This window comes from Seongchinamella unica, assembly GCF_004354085.1.
Lineage (GTDB): Bacteria > Pseudomonadota > Gammaproteobacteria > Pseudomonadales > Halieaceae > Halioglobus > Halioglobus unicus.
This window is the reverse complement of sequence record NZ_SMSE01000001.1, coordinates 1,068,635-1,080,914: the sequence shown is the minus strand read 5'-3', so window position 1 is coordinate 1,080,914 and position 12,280 is coordinate 1,068,635. Positions and strand designations below refer to the sequence as shown.

The following is a 12,280-nucleotide window of genomic DNA, read 5'->3' as shown; positions in this document are numbered from 1 at the left end:
TCATGAAACCATGTACCGCTCGTACTCCCCTGTTTGCTGCCGTGGCTTTTGCCTCTGCAATGTCTTCGCCAACCCTTGTTGCCCAGACCGATGAGCCCGGTTTTGCGCTTGAAGAAGTGGTAGTGACTGCCCGGCGACGCAGCGAAAGCCTGCAGGATGTGCCTATTGCGGTGACTGCATTTTCTGCCCGGGACCTCGCCATCAGGGGCGATTCGGACATCACCGAGCTGGCCCAGTCTGTCCCCAGCGTGACCCTGGAGCCTTCCCGGGCGACCAGCTCCACCCTGACCGCCTTTATTCGGGGTGTCGGCCAGCAGGATCCACTGGCTGGCTATGAGCAGGGCGTCGGCCTTTACCTGGACGATGTCTACCTGGCGCGCCCCCAGGGTAACGTGATCGATATTTATGACGTTGAGCGTATCGAGGTATTGCGCGGTCCCCAGGGGACTCTTTACGGCCGCAATACCGTGGGTGGTGCAATCAAGTACATTACCCGACGTCTTGGCGATGAATTCTCCGGTCGCCTGAAGGCGACCTACGGAGAGTATGACCAGATCGATCTGGTAGGCACTGTCTCGGTGCCGGTGAGTGATGCCTTCCGCATCGGCGGTACCGTGGCCTCTTTCCAGCGCGACGGCTATGGCGAGAACAAGACCACCGGCGATGAACATTACAACAAGGATGTATTCGCCTACCGCCTGAGTGCGGAATGGCTGCCGACAGAGGACCTGCTGGTGCGCCTCGCCTATGACGACACCACCGATAAATCCAACCCGGTTGCCGGTCACCGGGTGCGTCCAGGTGCTGTTTCGGGTGACCCCGTATTGCGCGATATTTACGACACCACTGCCGGTGCAGCGGAAAACATCTCAACCCAGGGCATTGGCGGTAATAACGAGGTGGAAGCGGAGGGCTGGATGGTCTCTGTGGACTGGAACTTCGGTGATCATTATACCTTTCGCTCCATTACCGCCGAGCGCGAGGATTACACTGAATCGGTGATCGACTTTGACAGCCTCGCGGTTGACGACTTTGACGCTCCGGTTATCTACGATAACGAGCAGTTCACCCAGGAGTTCCAGCTGCTGTACAACGGCGAGAAAATGAACCTGGTGACCGGACTGTATTACATCGACGCCGACGCCTCCAATGACTTCGACGTGGTGCTGGGACAACTGGGGCGTGCTGCCTATGGCGCGGAACTGACTGCCTACACTGGCGGCAAGGTGACCACCGAGTCCTGGTCCGCCTTCGCCGATCTCACCTGGAATTTTACCGACAAACTGTCGGTTGCTGTGGGTGGTCGCTACACCGATGACAAGCGAACCGCGGATGTATTGCGCGCCAGCTACCTCGGGGCCGGCGGTTCTCCCTTCTTCGGCAACGATGACGCGTTGTTCCTGGGCGCTTCCAGTGATTATCAGGCGGAAGAATCCTGGACGGACTTCTCTCCCCGGGTAAACATCAGCTACCTGTGGACCGATGACATTACGGTGTACGGTGGCTACAGCCAGGGTTTCAAGGCGGGTATGTTCGACCCGCGGGGCGCCAACTTCCTCACCCCGGCGGTAGAGGAGGGCGTCGACCCCGAGACGCTGGATTCCTACGAGGTCGGCATCAAGGCCAGTTACTGGGATGGCCGTGCGATCACCAATGTAGCCCTGTTCTACTCTGAATATACCGACATGCAGGTGCCGGGCTCCGTGGGTATCGACACCGACGGCGATGGCATAAATGACGACTTTGCCGGCACCCTGACCAATGCCGGTGAGGCGGAGATTTCCGGTATCGAGATCGAGGGAACCTTCCTGTTCACGGAGAACTTCTCCATGCAGGTGGCGGCCAGCTTCCTCGACGCGGAGATTACCGAGTGGATCGTCAACGATGTGGATGTGTCCGATGATCGGTCGGTACAGAACACGCCGGAGGAAATGGCCTATGTTGCCTTCAACTACCTCACCGGGGCATTTGGCGGCGACCTCAACCTGAATGCGAACTGGTCCTACAGGGGCGATAGCACCCAGTTTGAATTTGCAGCTCCGGTGTTCGACCAGGAGGCCTACGACATGTTCAACGCCAGTGTGGTCTGGGTGTCTGCCAGCGAAGCCTGGCTGCTGGGGCTTTACGGCAAGAACCTGAGCGACGAAGAGATCAAAACCGCCGGCTATTGCTTCGGTAACGAGAGCTACTGTAGCCCGCTGGGTTTCGAAGATAACACGTCGATCTTTTACGCTGCGCCCCGCACCATCAGCGCTACAGTGGCGTACCGCTTCTAGGCCATTTTTGGGCTGCGGTGCCCTCTGGCCGCAGGTGATGCCTGCGGCCTTTTTCAGGGACTGACTTCAGGTTTTGACGCGTGAAAAAATTTGATAATACGCCACCCCTGCTGCCCGAAATACTGGCATTGCACGGCAAGTGGCGAGCCAATTGTGACGCTGTGCTGTGGCAACAGGAACGTTGGTCCTGGGCGCAGTTGTGCGCCGCCAACCATCGCTTCGCCCACGGGCTGATTGCCGCCGGGGTAAGGCCCGGCGACCGGGTAGCGATTGTCATGTCCAACGGTGTCAGCATGGTGCAGGCGATATTCGGCAGCATGGCGAGCGGCGCCTGCTCGGTGCCGATCAATCTGTCGGTGTCGGATGAGGCCCTTGCCGGCATGCTGCACGATGCCGGGGTGGTGGCGCTGGTCGCCACGGCCGACCAGGTGATGCGCATCCGCTCGCTGCCCGGGGGTCTCCCGGAAAGCCTGCAACTGCTGGTTTGTGACGATGCCCCCGCCGATGGCTGGACCACTATTGACCAGTTGTGCAGCGGCCAGCCCGACACCCTGCCGGAGGTCGACATTGATCCCGATGGCCCGTTGAACGTGATCTACAGCTCGGGTACCACCGGTCTGCCCAAAGGCATCATGCACACCCACCGCGGTCGGCGTGACTGGGCCTACGACCTGGCCATCGCCCTGCGCTACAACGGCTCGGCGCGCACCCTGTTGACCATTGGGCTGTATTCCAATATCTCCTGGGTGGCCATGTTATGCACCGTACTGGCTGGTGGCACGCTGGTGGTCCACTCCCGCTTTGATGCCGCAGAATTTCTCGCTACGGTACAGCGTGAGTCGATTACCCATACCGCCATGGTGCCCATCCAGTTTCAGCGAGTGGTGGAACAGCTAAAAGTGGTACCTGCGGATGTCAGCAGCATGCAGGCCATGATGAGCTGTGGGTCTCCCCTGCGCGAGACGCTAAAACGGGAGATATTTGACTGCTTCCCCTGCGGCATCATCGAACTGTATGGCCTGACCGAGGGCATCATCACCACCCTGGAGCCGGAGGACGCCGAAGGGCGCTGGTCCAGCGTGGGCCGGCCCCTGCTCGGCACTGATATCTGTATCGTCGATGACCAGGATCGGGTGCTCGGTATCAATCAGTCGGGCGAAATTGCGTCTCGCGGCAGGATATCAATGCCCGGATACTGGCAGCGCGAAGACGCTACCGCCGAAGCGGAGTTTATCGACCATAATGGCGTACAGTGGCTGCGTTCAGGGGATATTGGCTATGTCGATGAAGAAGGATACCTCTATATCGTCGACCGCAAGAAGGACATGATTCTGTCCGGGGGGCAGAATATCTACCCCCAGGACATAGAGGCGCAACTGGTCACCAACCCGCAGGTGGACGATGTGGCGGTGATAGGCCTGCCCAGCAAGCGCTGGGGAGAAACCCCGGTGGCTCTGGTGGTGCCGGTAGCTCAGCAACCGATAGACCCCGGCTCGCTGATGGCCTGGGCCAACGAACGCCTCGGTCGCCAGCAGCGACTGGCAGAAGTGATTCTTGTTGCCGAGTTGCCTCGCAATCCCAATGGCAAGATACTCAAGCGGGAGTTGCGCCAGCGTTATGGAGATCGGGAGTATGGCTGACTACCAGGACGTGTATTACCACAGCAGTGATGGCCTGCGCCTCTACGCCCGGGATTACCCCTGTCGCAGTGGGGAACAGGCCAGTGCGCCGGCGATCCTGTGCATGCATGGCCTGACCCGAAATTCCGCCGACTTCGCCGGTCTTGCCCGCCACCTGAGCGCCAGCTACCGGGTCATCGCGGTGGACAATCGCGGGCGGGGCCTCTCCGGCTACGACAGCAACATCGCCAATTACACGCCGGCGACCTATGTCCAGGACATGTTCACCCTGCTGGGGGAACTGGGTATAGGCCAGGTGATTCTTTGCGGCACTTCCATGGGTGGACTGATGTCCTTCATGATGGCGGCGATGCAGCCTGAGCGGGTGAAGGCCATGATTATCAATGACATCGGCCCCGAACTCGATCCCGCCGGGCTGGCCCGCATCAAGGGCTACGTGGGCAAGAGCCGTCCCGTCAGCAACTGGACCGAGGCCATTGCCCAGGCCCGGGAAATCAACGAGATCGCCTTTCCCGACTTTACCGAGCAGGAGTGGGAAGAGTTCACCCGTGGTCTCTACCGGGAAGAGAATGGTGTGCCGGTGCTGGCTTACGACCCTGCCATTTCCCGGCCCATGAACGATGACGATTCCAACGCAGTGCCCCCGGATCTCTGGCCCCTGTTTGAAGCGATTACCGACATTCCGATGCTGGTGATACGCGGTGAAAGCTCCGACATTCTGGCGCCCGACTGTGTGGCCACCATGCGTGAGAAGAAGCCCGATCTGGCGCTCGCGGACATCCCGCGGCGGGGCCACGCGCCCACGCTCAATGAACCGGTTTCCCGGCTGGCAATCGATCAGTTCCTGGCTGCTTTGTAGGGCGACAGCCGGCGCGGACCCTTGGAAACCCCGGTTCCGTGCCTTACCATCCCCGGGTGCTGGCGAATGGACGCCAGCTCCCGGAGGAATCCGTATGAATAAATCATTGCAAGCCTGGCACCGGGTGGTCGCCAACCAGGATACCGCGCTGTTGCGGGAGCTTCTTGCCGAGGACTGTGTGTTCCTGTCCCCGGTGGTCCATACCCCCCAGCGGGGGCGCGATATCACCCTGATGTATCTGACCGGTGCCATGCATGTGCTGCAGGACGGATTTCACTACCAGAAAGAGATCGTAGACGATCGGCACGCCGTGCTGGAGTTTGTCTGCGAAATCGACGGCGTCCAGGTCAACGGCGTCGACATCATCAGTTTTGATGAAGCCGGTAAGATCTGTGAGTTCAAGGTGATGCTGCGGCCGTTAAAGGCCATTAACAGAGTGCACGAGAAAATGCGGCAAATGTTGGAGCAACTCTCAGCCTGAGCAGCTATATTGCCAGTATCATCGAGGAGAACCACCATGCAAATGAAGACCCCGAGTATTCGCGCTCTGTTACTGGTGCCGTTAATTGTGGTGCTGGCGGCCTGCGGCGGCAGTGCCGATGAGACCAGCGCCCGAGAGGAGGGGGCGGCAATGTCGGCCATTGTGGGCACAGTCTTTTACCGGGAGCGGATGATGCTGCCGTCGGGCGCAGAGGTAGAGGTGCAGCTACAGGATGTGTCCAGGGCGGATGCCCTGGCGACGGTGATGGCCAGTGTCATGTTCACTCCCGAGGGGGCTCCCCCCTATCCTTTTGCCATCGAGTACAGCCCCGCCGATATCGATGAACGCATGCGCTATTCCCTGCGTGCGACCATCAGCGTGGGGGACAGGCTGATGTTCACCAGTACCGAGTTTATTGACCCTTTCAGTGGCGAGGAAATCAGCATCCTGGTTCAGCGGGTTCCCGAGCCTGTCGACCGGAGTCCCGCGTCGGCCACCGAGCCGGTTGCAGAGGAGGGTGATTCACCAACCTGGGTGCTTGAGACCCTGGCGGGTGAGGCGGCTCCTGTCGGCGCCGGAGGCAAGCCCATCGAACTGGTGCTCAATGCGGGTGACATGACCGCATCAGGTTTTTCCGGCTGCAACCGCTACAGCGGAAGTTTCAGCAATGACGGCAAGTCCAGCCACGGCACTCCTCTCAAGTTCGGCCCCGTGGCCGGTACCAGGATGGCCTGCGCGGATGGGGACCCGGCGGAGCGTGCTTACCTGCAAATGCTGGACAAGGTTGACGCTTACCGCATGCAGGGGAGTAGTCTGGTGCTGCTGCAGGGCAGCGAAGTAGTCGCAACCTTCAACATGCACTGATCCCGCTGGCCTCAGCATGGAAATGGACTCCCGCCAGACCCTGATCATCGCCATTCTGGTGCTTTACCTGGGGCGCTACATCAACGGCCGGACGCGTGTGCTCAGGGACTTCAATATACCCGAGCCGGTGACCGGCGGTCTGCTGGCCTCCCTTGCGTTTGCCCTGGTCTACACCATTGGGGGCATTGAAGTCGACTTCGACATGGCCAATCGCGACATGCTGTTGATCGTATTTTTTACCACCATCGGGCTGTCCTCGCGGATCGATGTGTTGAAAGAGGGCGGTAAGTCGCTACTGGTGTTGCTGTTTCTGGCGGTGGGCTACCTGTTCCTGCAAAACCTTGTCGGTATCGGTATCGCCGTCGCAACCGGTTCGCCGCCGGCGACAGGGGTGTTGACCGGCTCGGTAAGCCTCAGCGGGGGTCATGGCACTGCCATTGCCTGGGCGCCTGTCTTCGGCCGTGAATACGGCATCCCCTTTGCCATGGAAATCGGCCTGGCCTGCGCCACCTTCGGCCTGATTTTTGGCGGCATTATTGGTGGCCCCATCGCCCGGTTCCTGGTCTGGCGCCACCAGCTGAGCCCCGAGCAATCCGGCGACCTGACGGTCGGCTTTCGCTACAAGGAGCATGAAATCATTGATGTGGATGGCATTCTCAAAGTGCTGCTGGTGATCGCTATAGCCATTGGCGTGGGAATCCACCTGAACGACCTGTTCAGCAGTTGGGGTTTGATGTTGCCAGATTTTGTCACCTGCCTGTTTGCCGGCATCATCCTTACCAACAGCCTGCCCCGGTTTCTCCCCAGGTACCAGTGGCCAACCGGAACCCGCTCTCTGGCGCTGGTATCGGATGTCAGCCTGGGGCTGTTCCTGGCCATGTCGCTGATGAGCCTGCAACTCTGGGTTCTGGCGGGCCTGGCCGGCCCCATGATGCTGATGCTGGCTGCCCAGGTGCTGTTGATTATCCTGTTCAGTATTTTTGTGGTTTTCAGGGTGCTGGGCGCCAATTACGATGCCGCGGTGATCTGCTCCGGCTATTCCGGGCTGACCCTCGGGGCGACACCCACCGCCATCGCCAATATGGCCGCGGTAACCAAGTCGCTGGGGCCCTCTCCCAGGGCTTTCGTGGTGGTGCCCCTGGTCGGCGCCTTTTTCATCGATCTGTCCAATGCGGTGGTCATTAATCTATTGTTGCACGTGTTCGGCTGACGCCGGGATAGCCTGATTCTCCAGCTTCTGGTTATAATGCGGTCCGGAATATATGAGATCCATGATCTTATGCCCCTGATTTGTCGCACCCGCAACAAGCCGCCCCTGGCGCGTATTTTCGCCCTGGTGGCGTTGCTGTGTGCCGGTGCATTGCAGGTCCAGGAAGCCGGACACGATCACTGGAGCTCCATCGACGACAGCTATTCCCAGTGCCTGGTGTGCAAAGCGGGAACGGCGATCCCGACCTCCGGGGCGTCTGTCGACCAGGTTGTCAGCACTGGCATTGTTGTCAGGGCGCAACCCACCCAGTCAACGCTTGCGCCGGCAAGCACCGCGTTCGATGCCCGAGGGCCCCCTTTCAACTCCTGAAGCAATCTTTTTTCGATTACCCAAGGAGTAAGAAATGAAACGTATCATCCCCCTTGCCGTGGCTGTCGCTACGGCAACGTCCGCTGCAGAACCGCTTCCCATGGAGCATGTGCTGGTTTCCGTGCCGCTGCACAAGCAGGAGGCAGAAACTGCCCTGCCGGTCACCGTATTGACCGGTGATGAACTGACCCGCGAAGTCGCCGGCACCATCGGCGAGACGCTGTCCAACAAGCCCGGCCTTGCTAACGCCTCTTTCGGTCCCGGCGTGGGCCAACCGGTGATTCGGGGGCAACAGGGCCCGCGGGTAACGGTGCTGCAAAATGGGACCAGCAGTGCCGATGCCTCCAATATCAGCGCCGATCATGCGACGGCTGTAGAACCTCTGCTGGCGGACAGCATTGAGGTGCTCAGGGGACCTGCCACCCTGCTGTATGGCGGCGGCGCCATCGGGGGTGTGGTCAACATCCTCGACAACCGCATCCCCACCACCCTGCCGGAAAAGGCCGGGGGAGACTTCGAATATCGCCACGATACCGCTGCCAGCCAGGATAATGTGGTTGCCCGTGGCCAGGCAGCGGCCGGTAACTTCGCCCTGTATGCCGATGCCCTCTACCGCGACTGGGACAACCTGACTATTCCCGGCCTTGCCGTGCGTGAAGAGGCTCACGAAGAGGACGAGGAGCATGAACAGCACGAAGAAGGCGGTGACGGCGAAATCGACAATACTGCCGGGCGCACCAAGAGCCTGACCCTCGGCAGCAGTTATCACTTCGACAACGGCTTTTTCGGGCTGGCGGTGAATCGCCTGGAAAACAACTACGGTATTCCCGCTGGCTCCCACGGGGATCATGAGGATGAGGAACACGAGGAAGAAGCGGAAGACCACGAGGAAGATGAGCACGGCCATGGCGATATCAGCATTGAACTGGAGCAGACTCGCTACGATGCGGCTTTGCACATCCATGAGCCCTTTGCCGGCCTGGAGGTGGTCCGCGGCTTCGTGACCTACACCGACTATGAGCATGCCGAGATTGAAGGCAGTGGTGAGGTCGGCACGGTGTATGCAAACGAATCCTGGGAAGGCCGGCTGGAACTGGTGCACCAGCCCCTGGGCAACTTCCACGGTGTGCTGGGCCTGCAGGCGGTTGACAGCGAGTTTTCAGCCGAGGGTGAAGAGGCCTTTATTCCGCTGACCCAGCGGGAAGGCCTGGGCCTGTTCCTGGTCGAGGACTATCATGCCGACAACTGGCTGTTTGAAATCGGCCTGCGCTATGACCGGGACGAACTGTCCCCGGAGTCTGCCGCCGCCTCCGACCAGAGCTTTGATGCTTTCAGCCTGTCCGCTTCTGCGCTGTGGGATGTGTCTGCCCAGTGGCAACTGGGGCTGGCCCTGTCCAAGGCCGAGCGTGCGCCGGCCACGGAGGAGTTGTATTCCAACGTAGACAATACGGGTGCCGATGACTGGGTGGTGCACGCCGCCACTGGCGCCATCGAGCTGGGTAATGCTGACCTCGAGGTGGAAACCTCGAATAATGCGGACTTCTCGGTGGACTGGCGTGGCGACCGGCATCACGCCTCGGTCACCCTGTTCTACAACGACTTCCAGGACTACATTGGCCTGCTGGCCACCGGGATCGAAGTGGACGAGGTGCCGGTGTATGTCTACGACCAGCAGGATGCCGAGTTCTACGGCGTTGAAATCGAGACCGGTTTCGGCCTGGCTGCCCTGGCCGGTGGCGATCTGCGCCTGGATGTTTTTGGTGACAGTATTCGTGGCCAGCTCGACGATGGCGCTGATGTTCCGCGCATGCCCCCCATGCGTATTGGTGCTCGCCTGAGCTGGGAGAACAGTCAGTGGCATCTCTGGGGTGGCGTACTGGATGCTGCCGACCAGGACCGACCCGGTGAGAACGAGGAGGCAAGCGAGGGCTACACCCGTTGGGATGCCGGCGTTGAATATCGGCTGCAGACCCAGCAGTGGGACCTGCTGGCTTTTGCCAAATTCAACAATATCAGCGACGAGGAAATCCGCCTCAGCACCTCCTTCCTGCGCGACGTGGCTCCCGAGGCCGGGCGCGGAGTGGAGCTTGGGGTTCGCTACCACTTTTAGCCCGTGACACCGGGCCCTAACCCTGTATAATCCCCGCCCCCTCTCTCTGGGGGCGGCCTATTCTGCCGCCCAAGGAAATGACATGTCCACGCAACCGGCGGTAAGCAGCTTCGCGGAGCTGGCCTTACCTGAGCCCCTGCAAAAAGCCCTCTCCGACGTCGGCTATGAAACCCCCTCTGCGATCCAGGGGGCGACGATTCCCGCCCTGCTGGAAGGACGCGATGTGCTCGGCCAGGCGCAGACCGGCACCGGCAAGACCGCCGCCTTCGCCCTGCCGGTGCTCGCCCGGCTGGAGGCCGCAGGCAAAAAGCCCCAGGTGCTGGTGCTGACCCCAACGCGTGAACTGGCTATCCAGGTGGCAGAGGCCTTCCAGAAGTACGCCCGCTACCTGAAGAATTTCCATGTCCTGCCTATTTATGGTGGCGCCGATTATCGCGGCCAGTTGCGGCAGCTGCAGCGCGGTGTACAGGTGGTGGTGGGAACCCCGGGCCGGGTGATGGACCACATGCGTCGCGGTTCACTGGATCTTTCCGGCCTGCGCACGCTGGTGCTGGACGAGGCCGATGAAATGTTGCGCATGGGCTTTATCGACGACGTGGAGTGGATTCTCGAACAGACACCCGAGCAGCGTCAGGTTGCGCTGTTCTCGGCAACCATGCCAACCGCCATTGGACGTATAGCCCAGCAGCATCTCGATAATCCGGTCAACGTGGCTATCGAAGTGCAAACTGTTACCAACAAGTCCATCCGCCAGCGGGTCTGGATGATGGCCGGTGTACACAAGCTGGATGCGTTGACCCGGATCCTCGAGGTGGAGGAATTTGACGGGGTCATCGTCTTTGTCCGTACCAGGATTGCCACCACCGAACTGGCGGAAAAACTGGCCGCTCGCGGCTACAGTACCGCGGCACTCAACGGTGATATACCCCAGAAACAGCGTGAGACCACCGTCGAAAACCTGAAGCGGGGCAAAATCGATATTCTGGTGGCCACTGATGTCGCCGCCCGGGGTCTGGATGTCGAGCGCATCAGTCACGTGATCAATTACGATATCCCCTATGACGTGGAAGCCTACATCCACCGTATCGGTCGCACCGGCAGGGCCGGGCGCGAGGGCGACGCCATCCTGTTTGCCGCCAATCGTGAGCGGCGCCTGTTGCGGGCGATCGAAAAGGCCACGGGCAGCATTGAAAAAATGGAGCTTCCCAGCGCAGCGGAAGTCGCCGACAAGCGGATTGGCAAATTCAAGCAGCGTATTACCGAAACCCTGGCCACGGCAGAGCTCGACCTGTTCCGCAAAATGGTGGAGGACTACCAGGCGGAATACGGCGTGCCCGTGGTTGAAATTGCCGCCGCTCTTGCTGCCATGGCTCAGGGCAAGAAGCCGCTGGTGGACAAGCCCGGCCGTGACAAGGCGGTGGTCGAAAAGTCCGGCCGTGAAAAGCCCCCCAGGGAGCGTGGCGACCGGGCTGACATGGCGCCGAAAAAGCCGAAGACCCCGCGCAGTACGGGCAAGGATTTGCCGGCGCCAGACAAGGGCATGGAGCGCTTCCGGATTGAGGTTGGCCATGAGCACGGTGTGAAACCCGGAAACATCGTCGGTGCCATCGCCAACGAGGCGGAAATTGACGCCGAGTACATCGGCCGGATCGAAATTTACCAGGACCACAGCACCGTGGACCTGCCGGACGGTATGCCCAAAGAGGTATTCGACCATCTCAAGTCAGTCTGGGTGAGTGGGCAGAAGCTGAAAATCAGCCGGGCCGGCGAGGCCGGTCACGGCAAGCCCAAACGTAAGGGCCCGCCCAGCAAAGGCCCCAGGGGCAAGGGCGGGACAAAGCGCGAACGCTGAATATTTGCTAGAGTTTGCCCTCCGGATAGCAGGGCCTGGTGATGGAAAAGCGGATTATTGTGGGTATCAGTGGTGCCTCAGGCATCGTCTATGGCGTGCGCGCGCTGCAAATGTTGCGTGAGCTCGGCGTGGAGACTCACCTGGTGATGAGCAAATCGGCAGAGCTGACCCTGCACCACGAGCTTGAGATGACGACCCGTGAGCTAAAATCGCTGGCGAGTGAAGTCCACGCCATCCGCAATGTCGGTGCGTCCATTGCCAGTGGTTCGTTTATCACCGGCGGCATGCTCATCGCACCCTGTTCTATCCGCACCATGTCTGAAATCGCCTCCGGTGTAACCTCGACGCTGCTCACTCGCGCTGCCGACGTGGTACTGAAAGAACGTCGCCGACTGGTGCTGATGGTGCGCGAAACACCGCTGCACACCGGGCATTTGCGCACCATGACCCGGCTATCGGAAATCGGCGCCGTGATCGCGCCCCCTGTGCCCGCCTTCTATGCCCGGCCGGAATCCCTTGAGGACATGGTTACCCAGGGTGTCGGCCGGGTCCTGGATTTGTTCGATTTACCGGTCAGTCAGGTGGTCCGCTGGCAGGGTGAGTAAATGAGAGCCGGTCA

The 12,280-nt window shown here is 60.4% G+C and carries 10 protein-coding genes; all 10 read left to right on the top strand.

The window, feature by feature from the left end; translation table 11 throughout:
* Positions 1–2 precede the first annotated feature (2 nt).
* On the top strand, positions 3–2,276 hold the full coding sequence (locus E2F43_RS04665; protein WP_133210072.1) for a TonB-dependent receptor: 2,274 nt from the start codon (positions 3–5) through the stop codon (positions 2,274–2,276).
* An 80-nt stretch (positions 2,277–2,356) separates the two neighbouring features.
* A complete protein-coding gene (locus tag E2F43_RS04660; protein WP_133210070.1) occupies positions 2,357–3,916 on the top strand; it encodes a class I adenylate-forming enzyme family protein in 1,560 nt (519 codons plus the stop codon).
* On the top strand, positions 3,909–4,775 hold the full coding sequence (locus tag E2F43_RS04655) for an alpha/beta fold hydrolase (protein ID WP_133210068.1): 867 nt from the start codon (positions 3,909–3,911) through the stop codon (positions 4,773–4,775). The genes E2F43_RS04660 and E2F43_RS04655 overlap by 8 nt, the downstream gene beginning before the upstream one ends.
* 94 nt (positions 4,776–4,869) lie before the next feature.
* Complete coding sequence (locus tag E2F43_RS04650; protein WP_133210066.1) at positions 4,870–5,256, top strand: nuclear transport factor 2 family protein; 387 nt, start codon at positions 4,870–4,872, stop codon at positions 5,254–5,256.
* 36 nt (positions 5,257–5,292) lie between these two features.
* The gene (locus E2F43_RS04645) at positions 5,293–6,120 is read left to right on the top strand and encodes a YbaY family lipoprotein (protein WP_133210064.1); all 828 of its coding nucleotides are present in this window, start codon (positions 5,293–5,295) and stop codon (positions 6,118–6,120) included.
* Between the two features lie 16 nt (positions 6,121–6,136).
* Positions 6,137–7,330 (top strand): sodium/glutamate symporter, encoded by a 1,194-nt coding sequence (gene gltS, locus E2F43_RS04640; protein WP_133210062.1) that lies wholly within the window; start codon positions 6,137–6,139, stop codon positions 7,328–7,330.
* 69 nt (positions 7,331–7,399) lie between these two features.
* Positions 7,400–7,699 (top strand): hypothetical protein, encoded by a 300-nt coding sequence (locus E2F43_RS04635; RefSeq protein WP_133210060.1) that lies wholly within the window; start codon positions 7,400–7,402, stop codon positions 7,697–7,699.
* A 34-nt stretch (positions 7,700–7,733) separates the two neighbouring features.
* Complete coding sequence (locus E2F43_RS04630) at positions 7,734–9,809, top strand: TonB-dependent receptor (RefSeq protein WP_133210058.1); 2,076 nt, start codon at positions 7,734–7,736, stop codon at positions 9,807–9,809.
* 82 nt (positions 9,810–9,891) lie between these two features.
* Positions 9,892–11,661: a DEAD/DEAH box helicase gene (locus E2F43_RS04625; protein WP_133210056.1), complete on the top strand. Its 1,770-nt coding sequence runs from the start codon at positions 9,892–9,894 to the stop codon at positions 11,659–11,661.
* Positions 11,662–11,702: 41 nt separating this feature from the next.
* Positions 11,703–12,266, top strand: coding sequence for a UbiX family flavin prenyltransferase (locus E2F43_RS04620; protein ID WP_133210054.1), 564 nt, complete (start codon positions 11,703–11,705; stop codon positions 12,264–12,266).
* Positions 12,267–12,280: the final 14 nt, after the last annotated feature.